The organism is Mycolicibacter sinensis (genome assembly GCF_001673565.1).
In the GTDB taxonomy this organism is placed as follows: Bacteria; Actinomycetota; Actinomycetes; order Mycobacteriales; family Mycobacteriaceae; genus Mycobacterium; species Mycobacterium sinense_C.
In genome coordinates, this window is record NZ_LZMF01000007.1 from 57,500 (window position 1) to 76,465 (window position 18,966).

The 18,966-nt window shown below is 66.9% G+C and carries 18 protein-coding genes; 6 read left to right on the top strand and 12 right to left on the bottom strand.

Translation table 11 applies throughout. The features are described 5' to 3' along the window. The first annotated feature begins 91 nt into the window (after positions 1 to 91). The gene (locus A5648_RS01505) at positions 92 to 1,315 is read left to right on the top strand and encodes a PucR family transcriptional regulator (RefSeq protein ID WP_065022847.1); all 1,224 of its coding nucleotides are present in this window, start codon (positions 92 to 94) and stop codon (positions 1,313 to 1,315) included. Between the two features lie 24 nt (positions 1,316 to 1,339). Here the strand turns inward: A5648_RS01505 and A5648_RS01510 are convergent, their stop codons facing one another. Next, complete coding sequence (locus A5648_RS01510) at positions 1,340 to 2,077, bottom strand: TetR/AcrR family transcriptional regulator (protein WP_065022848.1); 738 nt, start codon at positions 2,075 to 2,077, stop codon at positions 1,340 to 1,342. Positions 2,078 to 2,196: 119 nt separating this feature from the next. On the opposite strand from A5648_RS01510, the gene A5648_RS01515 reads away from it, so the two are divergent. Further along, positions 2,197 to 3,378 carry an NAD(P)/FAD-dependent oxidoreductase gene (locus A5648_RS01515; RefSeq protein ID WP_065022849.1) on the top strand — a complete coding sequence of 394 codons (1,182 nt, stop codon included), beginning with the start codon at positions 2,197 to 2,199 and terminating at the stop codon, positions 3,376 to 3,378. Here A5648_RS01515 and A5648_RS01520 read toward each other — a convergent pair. Further along, positions 3,372 to 4,772, bottom strand: coding sequence for a cytochrome P450 (locus A5648_RS01520; RefSeq protein WP_065022850.1), 1,401 nt, complete (start codon positions 4,770 to 4,772; stop codon positions 3,372 to 3,374). The two genes, A5648_RS01515 and A5648_RS01520, sit on opposite strands and share 7 nt — an antisense overlap. Positions 4,773 to 4,793: 21 nt before the next feature. Between A5648_RS01520 and A5648_RS01525 the strand changes: the two genes are divergently transcribed. Further along, the gene (locus tag A5648_RS01525) at positions 4,794 to 6,011 is read left to right on the top strand and encodes a helix-turn-helix transcriptional regulator (protein ID WP_082966267.1); all 1,218 of its coding nucleotides are present in this window, start codon (positions 4,794 to 4,796) and stop codon (positions 6,009 to 6,011) included. 2 nt (positions 6,012 to 6,013) lie between these two features. Here A5648_RS01525 and A5648_RS01530 read toward each other — a convergent pair whose 3' ends face one another. Further along, positions 6,014 to 6,727: a LysR family substrate-binding domain-containing protein gene (locus tag A5648_RS01530; RefSeq protein WP_065022851.1), complete on the bottom strand. Its 714-nt coding sequence runs from the start codon at positions 6,725 to 6,727 to the stop codon at positions 6,014 to 6,016. 28 nt (positions 6,728 to 6,755) lie between these two features. On the opposite strand from A5648_RS01530, the gene A5648_RS01535 reads away from it, so the two are divergent. Next, positions 6,756 to 7,148, top strand: a complete 393-nt coding sequence (locus tag A5648_RS01535) for a DUF5997 family protein (protein WP_065022852.1) — start codon at positions 6,756 to 6,758, stop codon at positions 7,146 to 7,148. A gap of 4 nt (positions 7,149 to 7,152) precedes the next feature. Here the strand turns inward: A5648_RS01535 and nrdE are convergent, their stop codons facing one another. The 4 genes from nrdE to A5648_RS01555 form a co-directional block, all read right to left on the bottom strand. After that, positions 7,153 to 9,324: a class 1b ribonucleoside-diphosphate reductase subunit alpha gene (nrdE, locus tag A5648_RS01540; RefSeq protein ID WP_082966268.1), complete on the bottom strand. Its 2,172-nt coding sequence runs from the start codon at positions 9,322 to 9,324 to the stop codon at positions 7,153 to 7,155. Beyond that, entirely contained in the window at positions 9,291 to 9,758 is a 468-nt protein-coding gene (gene nrdI, locus A5648_RS01545) for a class Ib ribonucleoside-diphosphate reductase assembly flavoprotein NrdI (RefSeq protein ID WP_064854715.1), read from the bottom strand. The genes nrdE and nrdI overlap by 34 nt, the downstream gene beginning before the upstream one ends. 55 nt (positions 9,759 to 9,813) lie before the next feature. Further along, entirely contained in the window at positions 9,814 to 10,053 is a 240-nt protein-coding gene (locus A5648_RS01550) for a redoxin NrdH (protein WP_065022854.1), read from the bottom strand. A 402-nt stretch (positions 10,054 to 10,455) separates the two neighbouring features. After that, positions 10,456 to 11,130 carry a DedA family protein gene (locus A5648_RS01555; protein ID WP_065022855.1) on the bottom strand — a complete coding sequence of 225 codons (675 nt, stop codon included), beginning with the start codon at positions 11,128 to 11,130 and terminating at the stop codon, positions 10,456 to 10,458. Between the two features lie 149 nt (positions 11,131 to 11,279). Here A5648_RS01555 and A5648_RS01560 point away from each other — a divergent pair, with 149 nt between their 5' ends. Continuing rightward, positions 11,280 to 11,960, top strand: a complete 681-nt coding sequence (locus A5648_RS01560; RefSeq protein ID WP_065022856.1) for a response regulator transcription factor — start codon at positions 11,280 to 11,282, stop codon at positions 11,958 to 11,960. On the opposite strand, the gene A5648_RS01565 is transcribed toward A5648_RS01560, so the two are convergent. The 3 genes from A5648_RS01565 to A5648_RS01575 form a co-directional block, all read right to left on the bottom strand. Next, the gene (locus A5648_RS01565) at positions 11,930 to 13,315 is read right to left on the bottom strand and encodes a sensor histidine kinase (RefSeq protein WP_234787247.1); all 1,386 of its coding nucleotides are present in this window, start codon (positions 13,313 to 13,315) and stop codon (positions 11,930 to 11,932) included. The two genes, A5648_RS01560 and A5648_RS01565, sit on opposite strands and share 31 nt — an antisense overlap. Positions 13,316 to 13,363: 48 nt before the next feature. Next, on the bottom strand, positions 13,364 to 14,239 hold the full coding sequence (locus tag A5648_RS01570) for an SDR family oxidoreductase (RefSeq protein WP_065022858.1): 876 nt from the start codon (positions 14,237 to 14,239) through the stop codon (positions 13,364 to 13,366). 61 nt (positions 14,240 to 14,300) lie between these two features. Continuing rightward, positions 14,301 to 14,948: a TetR/AcrR family transcriptional regulator gene (locus A5648_RS01575; RefSeq protein WP_065022859.1), complete on the bottom strand. Its 648-nt coding sequence runs from the start codon at positions 14,946 to 14,948 to the stop codon at positions 14,301 to 14,303. Positions 14,949 to 15,081: 133 nt separating this feature from the next. Between A5648_RS01575 and A5648_RS01580 the strand changes: the two genes are divergently transcribed. Then, complete coding sequence (locus A5648_RS01580; protein ID WP_065022860.1) at positions 15,082 to 16,557, top strand: cytochrome P450; 1,476 nt, start codon at positions 15,082 to 15,084, stop codon at positions 16,555 to 16,557. 27 nt (positions 16,558 to 16,584) lie between these two features. On the opposite strand, the gene A5648_RS01585 is transcribed toward A5648_RS01580, so the two are convergent. Next, positions 16,585 to 17,052 carry a homocitrate synthase gene (locus A5648_RS01585; RefSeq protein WP_065022861.1) on the bottom strand — a complete coding sequence of 156 codons (468 nt, stop codon included), beginning with the start codon at positions 17,050 to 17,052 and terminating at the stop codon, positions 16,585 to 16,587. A gap of 172 nt (positions 17,053 to 17,224) precedes the next feature. Next, complete coding sequence (poxB, locus tag A5648_RS01590) at positions 17,225 to 18,964, bottom strand: ubiquinone-dependent pyruvate dehydrogenase (protein WP_065022862.1); 1,740 nt, start codon at positions 18,962 to 18,964, stop codon at positions 17,225 to 17,227. Positions 18,965 to 18,966 lie beyond the last annotated feature (2 nt).

An 18,966-nucleotide genomic window follows, 5' to 3' on the forward strand; every position in this document is an offset into this window, starting at 1 on the left:
TCGCTGCGTCGAATCTCAGACGTAAGAGCAATTCGCACCGAATTGGCCGCATTGCCGCTGCATAGTGCACCACTGCCGCTAACCTCAGCTAATGGAGTGGGAGCGACCGTCCGAGCGGGTGTGCGAGCTGATCCAGCAGACCGCCCAGGCCTTGGTCAGCGGTCCCCCGGACGCGCTCGACGAGCTCCACGAAGCCACCCTGTCGGCGGTGTACACGCAAGCCATCGCCTCGGATCCGGTCCTCGCCGAAGGCATCCGTCGCAGCAACCGGTCCAACCTGATGCACTGGGCGGCCGCCAATCTCAGCCATCCCGGCGAGCCGGTAGCGGCCAACCTCTCGACGGAGGCACTGCTCATCGTCCGCGACGGGTTCCGCCGCGGTCTCGACGAATCGGCGGTGCTGGACGCCTATCGGGTCGGGACGAACGTGGCCTGGCGGTCCTGGATGCAGACCGCGTTCACCCTCACCCGCGACGCCGACGAACTGCGCGAACTGCTCGACGTGACCTCCCGATCGCTGACGTCGTTCATCGACGCCACCATCGCCGGAATCGGCTCACAGATGCAGCTGGAACGCGAGGCGCTGACCCGGGGAACGCACGCCGAACGCCGGGAGACCGTCGCGCTGATCCTGGACGGTGCGGCGATCACCAGGCAGCGCGCCGAGAGCCGGCTGGGTTACCGGCTGCAGCAGAACCACACCGCCGCCGTGATCTGGGGTGATCAGTCCACCACCAACCTGGCCGACCTGGACGCGGCGGCCGAGGCGCTGACCCGCACCGAGGGCGGGCAGCGCGCGTTGTCGGTGCTGGCGAGCGCAGTCACGCAATGGGTGTGGATACCCGGCCCCGCAGGCCCGGACCTGACGGGTGTCGCTGCTGCAGTGGACAACCTTCCTGGGGTGCAGATCGCGGTCGGGACAACAGCCGCCGGCATAGACGGATTCCGGCGCAGCCATCTCGACGCCGTCACCACTCAACGCATGATGATGCGGCTGGGTTCCTCCCAGCGCGTCGCGCGCTTCACCGATATCGAGTTGGTGGCCCTGATCAGCGCCGAACCCGAACAAGCGGACCGATTCATCACGCACACGCTCGGCGACTTCGCCTCGGCCGACGCCGAACTACAGCAAACCGCCCTCACGTTCATCCATCAGCAGTGCAACGCCTCACGAGCAGCAGAACGGATGTTCCTGCACCGAAATACGTTGCTGCGCAGGATCGCTCGCGCCGACGAATTGTTGCCGACGCCGTTGGCCGACAACAGCGTTCGGGTGGCGGTGGCGTTGGAGGCGCTGCGCTGGCGGGGCGCCTAGCGCCACAGGTCGCGCGACGACAGCTCAGGCGACCGGTTCACGGCGGACGGCCTCGTGGATCGGCTGATCGGGGTCCATCGCGATGCCGAGGTTCTGGGCGGTGCCGTTGACGACGTTGATCATGATCGTCGTCAAGTACTCCACGAACGTGTCGCGGGGCATTCGGCGCGGACTGTCCAGTTCGGGGCCCAGCCACCAGTCGGTGGCCGAGGTCGCCGTACCGAAGGCCGCGAACGCCGCCAGCTCCAGCGCCCCGCGGTTGAGGTCCAGCTCTTGGAGTTCGTTGCTGAGCATCTCGGCCATCGCCAGCGTGATCGTCCGGCCCTCGTTGAGGGTGCGCATCGTCGACTGGGACTGCGTGCGCACCCGCCCCTGGAGGAAAAACCGCAACACATTGGGGTGCTCGTCGACCAGCGTTACGTACTCTTCGACACTGCGTTGAATGATGTCGCGCAGCGAGTTGGTGGCGACGTCGATGGAGGCGAAGATCGCTGCCCACAGGTCGTCGCGCAGCCGGGTCCCGACCGCCTCGAACAGATCGTCCTTGTCGGTGAAGTGACGGTAGATCTTGGGCTTGGCCGTACCGGCTTCCTCGGCGATCTGCCGCACACTCACATCGGGACCGAGCCGGTCGATCGCGCCGAAGGCGGCCTCGACGATCTCGCCGCGGACCTTCTTGCGGTGCTCGCGCCAACGCTCACTGCGGGCATCGACCTTCTGCCCGCCATTGTCGGCCGGCTTGGGCCTGCTCGTTCCGCGCACGTCAAGCACCTTACCGCCTTGCCGTGGCTGACCTGGGGGAACCGCGCGGCGAACTGGTCCGTTAGCATCGGTAGACAGTTCCCGCGGTGCAAAAACGCGCATATTTGAGACGAGATGTAGTGACCCAACGATTCGACCTGGCCATCGTCGGCGGCGGCCCGGCGGGGTCGGCGGCGGCCTGGCAGGCCCGCCAGGCCGGTGCGAACGTCGTCGTCCTGGACAAGGCCGACTTCCCGCGCGACAAGCCCTGCGGTGACGGGCTGACCGCCCGTGCGGTCAGCTATCTGCAAAAGATGGGGCTGGCCGAAGAGGTCGACAAATTCCACCAGGTCAACCGGGTGAAGGTGTTCAGCCCCAGCGAGTGGGAGCTGTCGTTTCCCCGCCGCCCCGGGATGCCCAACCACGGCTACGTCGCGCGCCGGCCCGAGCTGGACACTCTGCTGCTCAAGCACGCCGAATCGGCCGGGGCGCAGGTCCGCCAGTCCGCCGAGGTCGCCGGACCGGTGCTCGACGACACCGGCCGGGTGGTCGGGGTGTTGCTCAAGAGCGGGGAGAAGGTGCTGGCCGATGCGGTGATCGCCGCCGACGGCGCCTACTCGCCGATCAAGCGGGCGCTGAAGCTGGACTCGGCCTACAACGGCTATTCGGCAATCGCGATCCGCGCCGAGATGCCGGCGGTGCGTCCCGACGTCGATTCCCTCGACATCTACCTGAAGCTGATGTTCCAGGGCGACCAACTGCCCGGCTACGGCTGGGTGTTCCCGCTGGGCGGCGGCCGGGTCAACATCGGTCTGGGCTATGTCAACAGCTACAAGAACTGGCAGGCCATCAACGCCACCCAGTTCCTCGGCGAATTCCTGGAGACCCTGCCGCGGGACTGGGAGCTGCCCTCGATCACCGAGCTGAAAAAGTCCAAGACGGTGCGGGCCTGGCGGCTGCCGATGGGTTTCACCGCATGGCCGCCGTGGCGGCCCGGCGTGCTGTTCACCGGCGACTCGTTGGGAGCGGGCCGGCCGACCTCGGGCGCCGGGATCTCCAAGGCGCTGGAGTCGGGGCTGGCCGCCGGTGAGTGCGTGGTCGCGGCGTTGACCAACGCCGGCCCAGACGACTTCACCAACTACGCCCAGCGGATGCAGGCCGCCTGGGGCCGGGAGTACCGGCGTGGCCGGTTCTTCCACAAGCTGGCCGGTCGGCCGGCGGTGGCCAACGCGGGCCTCAAACTGCTGGACAACGCGCGCTTCCGCGACGTACTGCTGACCCGGCTGTACCGGGGCCAGCAGGGACCGTCGCACACCTACTGAGCGGTGTCGGCTCGTTCCCCCGCAGCACAGTCGAGGACGCCCCGGCGGTGCCGGACGAGGGCGTAGATCGGTTCGGCGGCGACCGTGGTGAACGGCACCGCCAGGGGAAACTCGGTGCTCAGCGAGCTGAATTCGCAATGCCGAACACAGGTGGCCAGCGCCAGGGTGGCTTCCAGCATGGCGAAGTGATCGCCCACGCATTTGCGCGGTCCGCCGCCGAACGGCAGGTACTGCCAACGGTCGCGGCCCGCAGAGTTCTCCGAGCTGAACCGGTCCGGATCGAACTCGTCCGGGCGCTCCCACAGCGCCGGATCGCGGTGCAGCGCATAGACCCCGACTCCGACCAGGGAACCGGCCTGCACCCGGTAGCCGTCGACGGCGATATCGCGAACCGCTGTCCGGCCGTTCAGCGCGCCGGGCGGGCACAACCGCAGCGCTTCGTGCAGCACCTGCACGGTGTAGGGCAGTCGGGCCACATCATCTGGAGTCAGTTCCGCAGCCGGGAGCGCCGCGACCTCGGTGGCAACTCTGCGCTGGACGTCGGGGTGATTGCCCAACGCCCATAACGCGTAGGCCAACGTCGTCGCGGTGGTGTCGTGGCCGGCCAGCATGAACACGATCAACTCATCGCAGATCTCGCGGTCGGACAATCTACGCCCCGTTTCGGGGTCGACGGCGGTCATCAACCCGCGCACCAGCGGCGCGTCGAGCATCGGGTCCACCCGGCAGGTTTGCAAGATGTCGTTGGCGCATCGATGCAGCATGGCGCTGGCGGCTCGGGCCCGACGGCGCGCCGGCGTCGGCAACCAGCGCGGTGCCCGAACCGGAGCAAATGCGCGATCGGTGATGTACCCCAGCGCGACGCGCATCGACTCACCCAGCGCGGCGGCGCTCTCGTCGAGATCCACCCCGAGCACCGAGCGCCCGAGCGCCCGCAACGTCAGCTTGCGGCATTCAGCGTCCAAATCGACTGTGGTCCCGTCGCGCCACGCGGTGGCCACCATCTCGGCAGCCTGCGCCATGTGTCCGGCGAAGCCCCCGACGCGCCGCTTGGTGAACAACGGTTGCAGCATGCGTCGCCGCGGCAGCCACGGCTCGTTTCGGAGATCGAACAGGTTCGGGCCGAGCAGATACCGGATCTCATCATGCGTCGGGGCGCGGTCGACGTCGCCGCTGCTGAGCACGTCGTGGGCGCCCTGCGGTGAAGTCACCACCACAATCGGAGGCGACAGCCACGCCGGCGCCAGCACCACGCGGGTTACCGGCCCGCCGGCATCTCGCAGCTTTTCTATCCCGGTGTGCATCTGCCGGATCTCCCGCGATTGCCGCCAGCGCGGCAACGGGTTCTTCGGCGCCAGCGGCAATGCGCGAACATCGACATCGGACACGGTCATGGCGTGAGCCAATCAGGCCCGATGCGCCGCCGCCTCATCCGAATGGCTGAAATTTTCCCAGGAAATCGAAGGGATCATCCGAGCCAAGCGGCGGGAGAATGTCCGATATGGGACGGGATGTCCCGTGAGCAAGGAACCCGGGATGCGGCGATGGCGACTCTCGACGATTTTTCGCGAATAGTCGCGGCCGTCTACGGCTCAGTGATGGCTCCCGAGAACTGGACCGTAGCCCTGGGCGACCTTCGGCGCACGCTCGAGGGGCAGAGCTGCGCGCTGATTCGAGCAGACCCCGCGGGGCGGTCGGTGCAGGCCGCGCACCTGGCGCCGGAGGTGCGTGCCGATTACGAGCGGTACTACCACCGGATCGACTACGTGCTCGAAGCCGTCGAACAGGGCCCGGTCGGTGAACTACGCACGGGACGGTCGCTGGTCGCATTGCAGGCCCAGTCGGAGTTCCACATCGACTGGCTGCGACCCATGGAGATGACCGAGGGCTTGTTCGTGCGGCTCAGCGACGGCCCGGCACCGCTGGCGTTCCTTGCCGCAGGGCCACGTCCCATGGAGCCGTTCGCCCCGCTGCTCAGTGCCCTGGTACCCCATCTGCAACAGGCCCTGCGCAGCCAAGCACACCTGGAACGCCTGCACCGCCACACCGACGACCTCGATGCCGCCGCACAGGCGCTGGGCTACGCAATCATCGTCGTGACCCTCGAATCCCGCATCGCCTACGCCAACCCGGCCGCCGAACACCTGTTGCGGTCGGCCGATGGGCTTCAGGCCCGCGCCGGGCGACTCGAAGCTGCGGCCGCGAGCACCGACACTGCGCTCCAGCGCAGCATTCACAGCGCCCTGGCGCTCGGGGATGACCATCCGTCGGGAAACTCGCTGCTGTGCTCGCGCCCCTCGGGGCATCTCCCCTACATCATCGAGGTTCTGCCCACCGATCCGGCTGCCGCCTCCGGTCGTGGCCGCCGCGCCATCGTGATCGTCGCCGATCCTGAGCACGAATCCAACACCACACCAGCGTTATTGCGCCGCCACTACGGCCTGACAGCCGGTGAAACCGAGATCGCCGTCATGGTGCTGAACGGCGGCGGGGTCAAAGACATCGCCGAACGCATGTCGCTGTCGCAGGCCACCGTCAAGACGCATCTGCAGCACGTCTTCGACAAGACGGGAACCCATCGCCAAGCCGACCTCATCCGGCTGCTGCTCAGCTTGCGCTCGCCCTGCCGCTGAGCTCAGCGTCGACCGCGCTGGCCGGCCCCCGGCTTCCTTGCGACCTTGCCCGCCGCGGCGCGGGCGGCCTGCTTGGCGAGGGTCTTCTCCCGGGCGGTGCGTTTCGGTGCGGGCTGAGACTGCCCCCGCGAGGACCCGGGTTTACGGCCGCGCACGATGCCGACGAACTCGTCGACCAGTTCTGACCGAGACCCTTCCGCGAAGGCGAGCGCCACGGGGCAGGCGGGTGCGTCGGTGATCGGGCGGTAGGTCAGGTCCTTGCGGTGATACAGCCGCGCCAGCGACTGCGGAACGATGAGTGCGCCCATCCCGGCGGCGACCAGCTCTATGGCGTCTTTGGTGGTTTCGGGCCGGTGATCGACCGGGCTCCCCGGAGCGCTCGCCCACTCGACGACGTCGTCGAGTGGGAGCAGTAGCGGCTCGCCGTCGAGATCGGCGGCGGTGATTTCGTCAACGGCACTGAAAACGTGGTCGGTCGGCACCACCGCCACCGTCGTCTCGTCGTAAAGGGGAATGACGGCCAGCCCCGAGGTGTCGGTCGGCGGCCGCAGCAGCGCCACATCGACGGTGCCGGCCCGCACCGCGCCGGGCGCCTCTGCCGCGGCGACGATGTGCAGGTGCAGCGGCACCCCGGGGTGGCGCTCCGCCCAGATCCGGGCCCACTTCGCAGGTGTCCCGCCGGGGACGTACCCGAGGGTGAGAGAGAGCGGCGCCACCGCATCAGGCTACCGATACGCTGCTTGCATGAGCAGGCCGAACGCGCAGTCCATGAAACCCGCCACGGCGGCCAAGAAGCTGGACGTGTACTTGCCCGCGACGCCAGCGGAGTTCCAGGAGAACGCCATCACCCGCACCGAACTCGCCGCCCTGCAAGCGGATCCGCCGCAATGGCTCCAGGACCTCCGCCGCAACGGGCCGCATCCCAAGAACCTGGTGGCGGCCAAGCTGGGCGTCTCGATCGCCGCCCTGGCACGCAACGGCGTCGACAATGCACTCACCACCGAGCAGATCAATCAGCTGCTCGAGGAGAAGCCACCGTGGCTGGCGACCGAACGTGAGAGCTACCAGGAGGTGCTGCGCGAACAGCGACGTCTCAAGGCGCTGCATGCCGATCAGGCTCGCGAGAAGCGAGCCTGATCCGTCACAGCATGCAGCTGACGCAACCCTCCACCTCGGTGCCCTCCAGCGCCATCTGCCGCAGCCGGATGTAGTACAGCGTCTTGATTCCCTTGCGCCAGGCGTAGATCTGCGCCCGGTTCACATCACGGGTGGACGCGGTGTCCTTGAAGAACAGCGTCAGGCTCAACCCCTGGTCCACGTGCTGGGTGGCCGCGGCGTAGGTGTCGATGATCTTTTCGTAGCCGATCTCGTAGGCGTCCTGGTAGTACTCCAGGTTGTCATTGGTCATGTACGGCGCCGGGTAGTAGACCCGACCGATCTTGCCTTCCTTGCGGATCTCGATCCGCGACACGATCGGGTGGATCGACGACGTCGAGTGGTTGATGTAGGAGATCGACCCGGTCGGTGGAACGGCCTGCAGGTTCTGGTTGTAGATACCGTGCGCCTGAACCGATTCCTTGAGTCGCTGCCAATCGCTTTGCTCGGGGATCCGGATACCGGCGTCAGCGAAGAGCTGGCGCACCTTGACCGTCTTGGGTTCCCACACCTGGTTGAGGTATTTGTCGAAGAACTCGCCGGAGGCGTACTTGGACTTCTCGAATCCCGCGAATGACTGACCCCGTTCCAGCGCAAGGCGATTCGACGCCCGCAGCGCGTGGTAGAGCACGGTGTAGAAGTAGATGTTGGTGAAGTCGATGCCTTCTTCCGACCCGTAGTGGATGCTCTCCCGGGCCAGGTAGCCGTGCAGGTTCATCTGGCCCAGGCCGATGGCGTGCGACTGGTTGTTGCCCTGTTCGATCGACGGGACCGACCAGATGTGGGTCTGATCCGATACCGCGGTCAGCGCCCGGATGGCGACCTCGATGGTTTGGCCGAAGTCGGGCGAGTCCATCGCCTTGGCGATGTTGAGCGAACCCAGGTTGCAGGAGATGTCCTTGCCCACCTTGGCGTACGACAGGTCCTCGTTGAACACCGACGGCGTGGAGACCTGCAGGATCTCCGAGCACAGGTTCGAGTGGGTGATCTTGCCGGCGATCGGGTTGGCCCGGTTCACCGTGTCCTCGAACATGACGTAGGGATAGCCGGACTCGAACTGCAGCTCGGCCAGGGTCTGGAAGAACTCCCGCGCCTTGATCTTGGTCTTGCGGATCGCCGAGTTGTCGACCATCTCGTAGTACTTCTCGCTGACCGAGACGTCAGCGAACGGAACGCCGTAGACCCGCTCGACGTCATAGGGCGAGAACAGGTACATGTCATCGTTCTTCTTGGCCAGCTCGAAGGTGATGTCGGGGATCACCACCCCCAGGCTCAGCGTCTTGATCCGGATCTTCTCGTCGGCGTTCTCCCGCTTGGTGTCCAGGAACCGGTAGATGTCCGGGTGGTGGGCGTGCAGGTACACCGCCCCGGCACCCTGGCGGGCGCCGAGCTGGTTGGCGTAGGAGAACGAGTCCTCCAGCAGCTTCATGATCGGGATGACCCCGGAGGACTGGTTCTCGATGTTCTTGATCGGCGCGCCATGCTCGCGAATGTTGCTCAGCAGCAAGGCCACTCCCCCGCCACGCTTGGACAGCTGCAGCGCGGAGTTGATCGAGCGGCCGATCGACTCCATGTTGTCCTCGATGCGCAACAGGAAACAGCTCACCGCCTCGCCGCGCTGCTTCTTGCCGGAGTTCAGGAACGTCGGGGTGGCCGGCTGGAAGCGGCCGTCGATGATCTCGTCGACCAGTTGCTCGGCCAGCTTGGTGTCACCGGCGGCCAGCGTCAGCGCCACCATGCACACCCGGTCCTCGAACCGTTCCAGATACCGCTTGCCGTCAAAGGTTTTCAGCGTGTAGGAGGTGTAGTACTTGAAGGCGCCCAGAAACGTCGGGAACCGGAACTTCTTGGCGTAGGCCCGATCCAGCAGCGACTTGACGAAGTTGCGCGAGTACTGGTCGAGTACCTCGCGCTCGTAGTAGTCCTTCTGGATCAGGTAGTCGAGCTTCTCGTCCTGATTGTGGAAGAACACCGTGTTCTGGTTGACGTGCTCCAAGAAGTACTGACGGGCGGCCAGCACATCCTTGTCGAACTGGATCTTGCCGTCACTGTCGTACAGATTGAGCATCGCGTTGAGCGCGTGGAAATCCAGCTCGCCCTCCGGTGCGCTGCGGGTGGTGGCGGTTACCTGCTCTGCAGTTGCAGCGGTAGGTGGCATGCCTCGTCCTTCCAGAAATCGGCCAAGCCCGCGCGGACGGCGTGTACGTCCTCGTCGGTTCCCATTAATTCGAATCGGTATAGGTACGGCACCCCGCACTTGCGGGCGACCACGTCGCCGGCGTAGCAGAACTCCGCACCGAAGTTGGTGTTGCCGGCGGCGATCACGCCGCGCAGCAGGCCCCGGTTGTGTTCGTTGTTCAGAAAGGCGATGACCTGCTTGGGCACATAGCCGCCCGCAGCGTCGTCAGCGATGTTCGGTGTCCCACGGCCGCCGCCGTAGGTCGGCAGCACCAGCACGTAGGGGTGGTCCACCTCGATGCGCCCGTGCAGCGGAATCCGGATGGCCGGCAACTGCAGCTTCTGCACGAAGCGGTGGGTGTTCTCCGACACCGAGGAGAAATACACCAGGCTGCATTCAGAATCCGCAGACACGGCGACCCCCTTCAGCTCTCAGTCAAACTCCACCCGTACCCGACCCGCTGGTCGATTACGCGCTGAGCGCCGTCTGCGCCAGCGCCTTGATGCGGTCGGGCCGAAAGCCCGACCAGTGCTCGTCGCCGGCGACGACAACCGGGGCCTGCAGGTAGCCCAACGCCATCACGTAGTCGCGCGCCTCGGAGTCCAGCGAGATGTCGACGATCTCGTAGGCGATGCCCTGGTTGTCCAGCGCCTTGTAGGTCGCGTTGCACTGCACGCACGCGGGCTTGGTGTAGACGGTGATGCTCATGGGCGGCAGACTCCTCAGCGAATCGTCGACAACGAACGGATGACGGATCAGGTACTACGTTCAGCGGGCCGCCAGGACTCTGATTTTCCAGTTTCCCCAGCCGTGGCAGGGCACCCAAATCGGTGCCGATTGCCGCGGCCCGGATAACCGGAAGATCCCGGGCCTGTCGGTCCCCCGAACACTACACCTAGTGGTCACCCCGTGGTGTTAATACTAGATGTTCTGAACGACATTGTTGAAATTCGCTGGTCGCGAGGCTGCGGCACCGTCGCCCTTCGGCGTGTCGCATCTCACATTTAAGCGGTTCATCCTTCATAGCCGCAGGTCTACCACGGCCCACCGACAAGCCGTCGGGACAGCCGGCCGTCGACCGGTCACCAGCAAAGCGGCCCGGACGCCCGCTCAGCGCATCCCGGCGAGCACCGGTTCCGCCCGCTCGGCGGCAGCAACCGGGGCCGGTTGCCGGCGCTTGCCGCGCAGACGCCCCCTGAGCACGCCCACCAGCACCGGCAGCAGCGACACCGCCACGACCACCAGCAGGATCAGGTCGATGTGGCCCCGGACGAACGCCAGACCGCCGAGCAGGTACCCGAGCAACGGGAGACCCGCCCCCCATGCCAGCGACCCCGCCACGCTGTAGACCGTGAAGGTTCGATGCCGCATCCCGGAGGCGCCCGCTAACACCGGTACCAGCGTGCGCACCACCGCCAGGAAGCGCGCAAAAAAGACCGTCAGCGTGCCATGGGTCTCGAAGTACTGCTGGGCCCGGGCGATGTGGTGCCGGCCGAGTCGGCGTGCACCGGGACGCTCCAGCACCGCCGGTCCGGCTTTGGCGCCGATGTAATAGCCGCACTGGTCCCCGGCGATCGCGGCGACCGGCACTGTCAGCAACAGCAGCCACAACGGAACAACGGGGTCGGTTTGGGCGGCGAAAACGCCCGCGGTGAACAGCAGCGAGTCGCCGGGCAGGAAGAACCCCACCAGCAGGCCGGTTTCGATGAAGACAATGGCCAGCACCCCCAGCAGCCCGAACGTGGTGATCAGGGTGTCTGGGTTGGTGGTGAATGCCTCGATCATCGCTGGTCCTCCCAACCGACCGGGCTTGCTCTGCCGGCCCTGTCACCAGCTTGTCCGCCGGGCGCTGTGGCGGCGCTGAGAAGGCGGCGAACACCTGGCGAAGCTCTGCTGTACTGGTCTGGTCGGGAAGATATCGGGAGGGCGACGTCGTGCGAATCCTGCTGGTCGAAGACGAAACCCGGCTGGCCGAGACGGTGCGCCGGGGCCTGGTCAGCGAGGGCTTCGTCGTCGACGTCGAACTCGACGGCGCAGACGGTCTGGCCACCGCCCTCACCGGCGACTTCGACGTGATCGTGCTGGACATCATGCTGCCCGGCCTCAGCGGCTACCAGGTGGTCCGTGAGCTACGGGCGCAGCAGGTGTGGACGCCGGTGTTGATGCTCTCGGCCAAGGACGGCGAGTACGACATGGCCGACGCCTTCGACATCGGCGCCGACGACTACCTGACGAAACCGTTCTCGTTTGTGGTCCTGGTGGCGCGGCTGCGCGCCCTGACGCGGCGCGGTGCCCCGGAACGTCCGACGGTGCTCACCGCGGGAACCCTGTCGCTGGACCCGGCCCGGCGCCGGGTGACCCGCGGTGACACGGTGCTCACCCTGACGCCGCGGGAGTTCGGGGTGCTGCAGTTCCTGCTGCGGCACCGGGGCGATGTCGTCACCAAATCCGAGATCCTGCGGTCGGTGTGGGATTCGAACTACTCCGGAGACGACAACGTCGTCGAGGTCTACATCGGCTACCTGCGCCGCAAGATCGACGCACCGTTCGGGCTCGCCACCATCGAGACGGTGCGCGGCGCCGGCTACCGGCTGCGCTCCGACACCGAGGACTGATCGGGGCGATGCTGTTGCGGCAGTGAGACGGTGAACACCGCGCCACCGCCGGCCGCCTCCCCCACGGTGACACTGCCGTGGTGCGAACGCACCACTTCGCCGACGATCGACAGGCCGAGTCCGGTTCCGCCGGACGTCCGGGTGCGGGCCGCGTCGAGCCGGACGAATCGCTCGAAGATACGTCCCCGGTCGCCCACCGGTATTCCGGGGCCGTCGTCGGCAACCGTGATCACCACGCGGCCGGATTCCGGACGGCAGGTCAACGTCACCGTGCTGCGGGCATACCGGGCCGCATTGTCGACCAGGTTGCGGATCACCCGGGTCAGGGCCGCGCGGTCCCCCACCACCCGGCATGCCCGAATGTCGGTCACAGCGTTGATCTTTGGGGTGCCGTCCAGCCGGTTGGCCTCGGCCGCCAGCAGATCATCGATGTCGACGTCCTGGCGGCGCAGTCCCAGTGCGCCCTCGTCGGAGCGGGCCAGCAACAGCAGGTCTTCGAGCAGCTGGTTCATCCGCCGGGATTCCGGGAGCAGTGATTCATCGATCAGGTCGCCGTCGATCAGCTCGGGCCGGCCGGCCGCCAGCTCGAGCGCGGTGGTGATCGTGGCCAGCGGGCTGCGCAGTTCGTGCGAGACGTCGCTGACCAGACGCAGTTGGGCGGCCCTGCCGTGCTCCAGCCGGGACAGCATGGCGTTCATGGTCGTCGCCAATTCGGCTATCTCGTCACGAGTTCGGGGAACCGGCACCCGCTCGGTGAGGTCGGCGCTGGAGATCGACGCCACCCGGGTGCGGATCGCCTCCACCGGGCGCAACGCGGCACCCACCAACCGGAAGGTGCCCACCGCCACCAACCCGATAAGAAACGGTGCGCCGGCGCCCAACAGCGCGCCCACCTTGGCCACGATCGACTCGACCGGTTCGCGGTCCACCGCCACCAGGACGGTGACCTGCTCCCCGTCGGCGACGGCACCGCGGGCCGACACCCAGTACTCATCGTCGGTGGATGATTCGACGCGGCCCACGTAGCGCGCCTGGCCGTCATCGAGGTGCACCACGGCCACCGGCGATCGGGGAGCACCGTTGGAGGCGGCCCGGATCACCCCAGTCGCCCCGACCACCTGCACCACACCGATCTGCCCATCGGTGGCCAGCAGCGTCGAATCCAGGTCGTCGCGGCCATCAGAGGCCAACGCGGCGGCGATGCGTTCGGCACGCAGTGCCGCCGCGGTCTCGGCGGTCGATTCCAGTGACCGGTACAGCACCAGCAGCAGAACACCACCGGCGATGGCCAGGCACACCGTCATCACCACCGCCGCGGCCAGCGCCGAGCGGGACCGCACCCCGACATGCAGCATGCTCACCATCGTCGCCGGACGGCGCTGTGACACCGCTGAGGCCGCGGGTTAAGAACTGCGCAGCGAGCTCTTCGAGGGCCGCAACGCCCGGCTGAACAGCCCGTTGACCTGTCGCATGACCACGCTGTAGGGCAGCCAGGCCAGCCGCTTGAACGCGTAGAGCGCCCGGATGTCGCCGGAGGTGTAGACCAGGTAGCGGTTGCGGGCCACCCCCGCCAAAATCTTCTCCGCCGCCCGCTCCGGTGACACGGCATGGCCGGCAAAACGGCCTACCCATTTCTCCACGTGCGGATCGTCGCGATCGACGCCGGCGATCTCCACGGTGTTGACCAGTGGGGTCTTCACCGCACCCGGTACCACCACCGACACCCCGATGCGGTGACGGGCCAGGTCGAACCGCAGCACCTCCGACACCCCGCGCAGGCCGTACTTGCTGGCGCTGTAGGCGGCGTGCCAAGGCAGCGCCACCAGCCCGGCGGCCGAGGACACGTTCACCAGATGCCCGCCCCGCCCCGCGGCGACCATCGGCGGCAGGAACGTCTCGATGACGTGGATGGGGCCCATCAGGTTGATGTCGACCATCTTTCGCCACTGCTGGTGCGTCAACCGGTCGACGGTCCCCCACGCCGACACCCCCGCAATGTTCATCACGACGTCCATCGCCTCATGCCGCGCGTGAATCTCGGCGCCGAACGCCGCGACGTCGTCGTAATCGGCGATGTCGATCACCCGGTGCTCGGGAACCAGCGCACCCAGGGCCCGCGCATCGGCGACGGTCTCGGCCAGTCCCTCGGCATTGCGGTCGGTCAGATAGAGCTCGGCGCCGACCTCGGCCAGCCGCAATGCGGTTGCCCTACCGATCCCGCTCGCCGCCCCGGTGATGAAGCACCGCTTGCCCCGGTAGTACTCCGCTACACGTGTCATGGCTGCAGACGATACCGGCGGTACCGGACGCAGATGATCCAATCCCCTGCCGCGCTCGCGATCAGCGCGAGCCACCCCACAGCGCGGTGCGCCACAGCGCCTCGAGCACCCGCACGCCACGCGGCACATCGCCGTCGGCGCCCAGGAAGGCACTGTCACCGGCGAGCATGTAGGCGGTGGTGGCCGCCAAAGTCCGCACCAGGGCGGGGATGTCGTCGCTGATCGGGTTGGCGGTGCCGGCAGCGATCTCATCGTTGACCACGCCGACGATCTGATTGATCACCGCGTCGATCTGGGCGTCGAGCAGTTCGCGGATCTCGGCATCGCTGTTGCGCGCCAAGCTGCACGCCGTCATCACCGGATCGTTGTGGGCATACACCGCCGCCGCGCTGCCCACCATCCGTTCGGCGAAGGCCGCCGGTGATTCATCGGCACCGCGCGGCGCGAAGTAGTGGGTGAGTTCTTCGAGCTCTTGGGTCGCCTCGGCGAGGATGTGGGCGAGCACGGCGTATTTGGAGTCGAAGTAGAAATAGAAGCCCGAGCGCGCCACCCCGGCCCGGTCGCTGATGGTGCTGACCGACAGCTCCGCGAACGGCTTCTCCTCCAACAATTCCCGCACGGCGTGCACAATCGCCTGCCGCTGCTTGTCGCCGCGGCGCTGGGGCGCATCGTCGGTGGCCGGGCTGCCCGCGTCGGGCTGGGTACTCATTCTTTGCACCTTGCACCACGCCGCGCCGGATTCAAACTTGACACGCGTCAATTTTAATCTGAGGATGTGGTTGCGTGACAGTCGCCACACCTTGTCGCGCGCCGTGACGCCATGACCGAGAGGTAGTCAGCCGATGACGACCATGTCCACCCCTCAATATCTTCTCGACCAGGCTCGGCGCCGGTTCACCCCGACGCTGAACACCATTCCCGGCATGGGCGCCATCGAGAAGCGGCTGTTGACCGTGGACTGGAAGCAGAAGATGCTGGCCGAGCCCCCGGTCGGTAGCGGGCTCAAGCCCGTCATGGGCGACTCCGGGCTGCCCGTGCTCGGCCACATCATCGAGATGTTCCGTCAGGGTCCGGATTTCCCGCTGCACATCTACAAGAAGTACGGCCCGGTGTATTTCGCCGAGTCGCCGATCCTGCCGTCGATCGTCGCGTTGGGACCCGACGCCACCCAGGCCATCTTCACCAACAAGGCGAAGGACTTCTCGACGACGGGCTGGATCCCGGTGATCGGGCCGTTCTTCGACCGCGGCCTGATGCTGCTGGACTTCGACGAGCACCTGCATCACAAGCGGATCATGCAGGGGGCGTTCACCCGTCCGCGGCTGGCCAGTTACGTCGAGGACATGGACCGGGTGATCACCCGGATCGTGGCCGACTGGCCGACTGACGATACCCGGTTCCTTTTTCACCCCGCGGCCAAGGAACTCACCCTCGATGTGGCGGCGGTGGTTTTCATGGGCCACGAACCGGGCGAGGACCACGAGCTGGTGACCGCGGTCAACCACGCGTTCGAGCAGACCACCCGGGCGGGCGGAGCGATCATCCGCACCTCGCTGCCGCCGTTCAAATGGTGGCAGGGCCTGCAGGGCCGCAAGGTGCTCGAGGACTACTTCGCCGAGCGGGTGACCGAACGCCGGCGCGTCGAGGGCGCCGACATGCTGTCGGTGCTGTGCCACACCGCCGATGATGACGGCAACACGTTCAGCGATCAGGACATCGTCAACCACATGATTTTCCTGATGATGGCCGCGCACGACACCACCACGTCGACGGTGACGACGATGGCCTATCACCTGGCCGCACATCCGGAGTGGCAGGAGCGGGCCCGCGACGAGTCCACCCGGCTGGGCGACGGGCCGCTGGACATCGAGTCGCTGGAGAAGCTGGAGACCCTCGACCTGGTGATGGACGAGTCGCTGCGGTTGGTCACCCCGCTGCCGTTCAACATGCGCCAGGCCGTGCGCGACACCGAGCTGCTCGGGCATTATGTTCCGGCCGGCACCAACATCGTCACCTGGCCCGGGATGAACCACTGGCTGCCCGAGCTCTACACCAACCCGCGCCAGTTCGACCCGGAGCGGTTCCTGGAGCCGCGTGCCGAGCACAAGCAACACCGCTACGCCTGGGCACCGTTCGGCGGCGGCGCGCACAAGTGCATCGGCATGAACTACGGGCGCCTGGAGGTCAAGACCATCCTGCACCGGATGCTGCGCCGCTACCGGCTGGAGCTGAGCCGGCCCGGTTACCAGCCGCGCTGGGACTACGGCGGCATGCCGATCCCGATGGACGGTATGCCGATCGTGTTGCGGCGGTTGTAGATCGGGATCCCCCTACGCCAACGAGCATCACTGCACCGTCAACAATCGGTTGGCACAGCTGATGACCGCCTCCAGCGCGGAGTGCCCGGCATCAGGCGCAAACCCCACCGCCCACGCCGCGCCGCGCCCGTTCGAGCCATGGATGAACGTGGCGGTCTCGGCACCACACCGAAGCTGGTGGAAACCCAAGATTTCCAGGGTGATTCCGCGGTCATGAAGCATCGTGGTGAGCGCGGCCAGCGGCCCGTGCGCCGCGGCGGTGCAGGTACCGTTCACGCCGCGGACGGCGATGGTCGCTTGGTAGGTGCGCCCCTGCGGGCCCAGTCTGGCGGCCGGGCGCTCAGCATCGAGGCAACGCCATCGGCTCAGGCTCAGCGGCCCAGCGGCGCGGCCGTAGGCGGAGACGAAGCCGTCCCACGACAGCCGCGCGGCCTGGTCGCGCAGTTCACGTGGCAGCGGACCCCGGAATTGGTCGGCGAACGATGTTGTGGTCATATCTCGGTCTTTTCTGCTCGAGGAGAGTGACCGACGGGTAGTAGCCTCCGACCCACAGCGGGGGGTCGGTCTGAATCAGACCCCGCTGCGGGTGCTGGCTACTACAAGCAGATGACGCATGATCCGGCCAGGTTAGTCCCGCTGTAGTCGGCGTGCAACCCGATTATTCGGATCAATCCAGGATGCGTCGTGCCACGTTGGTGGTCACCAGATCGAGCAGTTCGTCGGCGCGACCGGCGAGAATGGTCCGGATCGCATACAACGAGAAGCCCTTGGCCTGCTCGGCGGTGATCGCCGGCGGAATCGACAGTTCCTGGCGGGCCGTGACGACGTCGACCACGGCCGGTCCGTCATAGTCGAACGCCTCGGCCAGTGCGGCTTCCAGGTCGCCGGGCTGCTCCACCCGGCGTCCGAACATGCCCAGCGCGCGGGCAACGGCGCCGAAGTCCGGATTCTGCAACTCAGTGCCGAAGTTGACGATGCCGGCGGCCTTCATCTCCAGCTCGACGAAGTTCAGCGACGAGTTGTTGAACACGATCACCTTGACCGGCAACCGATTCTGCGTCAGGGTCAGCAGCTCGCCGAACAGCATCGCCAGCCCGCCGTCGCCGGCCAACGCGACCACCTGCCGCTCGCGGTCAACCGTCTGCGCGCCGATCGCGTGCGGCAACGCGCACGCCATGGTGCCGTGGTTGAACGACCCGATCATCCGTCGGTGCCCGTTCATGGTGACGTAGCGTGCCGCCCACACCACCGGGGATCCGACATCGACGGTGAACACCGCGTCGTCGGCGGCCAACCGATTTGCTACGGCGGCAACGTATTCGGGACGAATAGGAGTGCGGTCGCGGTCATTGGACGCCAGTGCGTCCAGCCGCCGCCGGGTCTTGTCGTAGTGCCGCAGCGACTTTTCCAGATGAGTGCGGTCGTCCTTGACCGCCAGCAACGGGCGCAGCGCGGCGAGCGTGTCGGTGACCGTACCCACCAGTCCGAGGTCGATCGGGGCGCGCCGGCCCAGGTTTCGGCCGCGGATGTCGACCTGGATGATCTGCGCACGCTCGGGATAGAACTGCTGGTAGGGAAAATCGGTGCCCAGCATCAGCAGCACATCGGCTTCCCTGATCGCCTTGTACCCGGAGGCGAAGCCCAGCAGCCCCGTCATGCCGACGTCGTAGGGGTTGTCGTACTCGATGTACTCCTTACCGCGTAAGGCATGCACGATCGGGGCCGCCAAGGTGTGCGCCAGTTCGATGACCTGGTCGTGGGCACCGGCCACCCCGGCACCGGCCAGGATGGTGACGTTGGTGGCGGCGTTGAGCATGCCCGCCGCTGTCGCCAGCCCACGCTCGTCGGGATGGCATACCAACCGGGCGGGCAGTACCGGACGCGATCCCCAGGCGGTGTCGTCGTCGACGCGGTGGGAGAAGATCTCGCCCGGCACGACCACGACCGCGACCCCGTTCTCCTCGACCGCGGCGCGCATCGCCATCGCCAGGATTCGCGGCGCCTGCTCGGGGGCGCTGACCAGTTCGCAGTAGACGCTGCACTCGCGAAACAGGTTCTGCGGGTGGGTTTCCTGGAAGTAGTCCGAGCCGATCTCGGCGAGTGGGATGTGGGCGGCGATCGCCAGGACCGGCACCCGACTGCGCTGCGCGTCGAACAGCCCGTTGATCAGGTGCAGGTTTCCGGGCCCGCAGCTGCCGGCGCACACCGCCAACCCGCCGCTGAGCGCGGCGTCGGCGGCGGCGGCGAAGGCCGCGGTCTCCTCGTGACGCACCTGTTCCCAGGTGAAGTCACCGGCTCGCCGGATCGCGTCGGTGAAGCCGTTGAGGCTGTCGCCCGGGATCCCGTAGACGCGGCGCACTCCGCTGCGTTTGAGGGCGGCGATGACGTGGTCGGCGACGGTTGCCATTT

Bases quoted from the DNA above. Each gene is read 5' to 3' on its own strand.
- A5648_RS01505 (WP_065022847.1), top strand. From the start codon at position 92: ATGGAGTGGGAGCGACCGTCCGAGCGGGTGTGCGAGCTGATCCAGCAG.
- A5648_RS01520 (WP_065022850.1), bottom strand. From the start codon at position 4,772: ATGACCGTGTCCGATGTCGATGTTCGCGCATTGCCGCTGGCGCCGAAG.
- A5648_RS01525 (WP_082966267.1), top strand. From the start codon at position 4,794: ATGCGCCGCCGCCTCATCCGAATGGCTGAAATTTTCCCAGGAAATCGA.
- A5648_RS01535 (WP_065022852.1), top strand. From the start codon at position 6,756: ATGAGCAGGCCGAACGCGCAGTCCATGAAACCCGCCACGGCGGCCAAG.
- nrdE (WP_082966268.1), bottom strand. From the start codon at position 9,324: ATGCCACCTACCGCTGCAACTGCAGAGCAGGTAACCGCCACCACCCGC.
- A5648_RS01550 (WP_065022854.1), bottom strand. From the start codon at position 10,053: ATGAGCATCACCGTCTACACCAAGCCCGCGTGCGTGCAGTGCAACGCG.
- A5648_RS01555 (WP_065022855.1), bottom strand. From the start codon at position 11,130: ATGATCGAGGCATTCACCACCAACCCAGACACCCTGATCACCACGTTC.
- A5648_RS01565 (WP_234787247.1), bottom strand. From the start codon at position 13,315: ATGCTGCATGTCGGGGTGCGGTCCCGCTCGGCGCTGGCCGCGGCGGTG.
- A5648_RS01570 (WP_065022858.1), bottom strand. From the start codon at position 14,239: ATGACACGTGTAGCGGAGTACTACCGGGGCAAGCGGTGCTTCATCACC.
- A5648_RS01575 (WP_065022859.1), bottom strand. From the start codon at position 14,948: ATGAGTACCCAGCCCGACGCGGGCAGCCCGGCCACCGACGATGCGCCC.
- A5648_RS01580 (WP_065022860.1), top strand. From the start codon at position 15,082: ATGACGACCATGTCCACCCCTCAATATCTTCTCGACCAGGCTCGGCGC.
- A5648_RS01585 (WP_065022861.1), bottom strand. From the start codon at position 17,052: ATGACCACAACATCGTTCGCCGACCAATTCCGGGGTCCGCTGCCACGT.
- poxB (WP_065022862.1), bottom strand. From the start codon at position 18,964: ATGGCAACCGTCGCCGACCACGTCATCGCCGCCCTCAAACGCAGCGGA.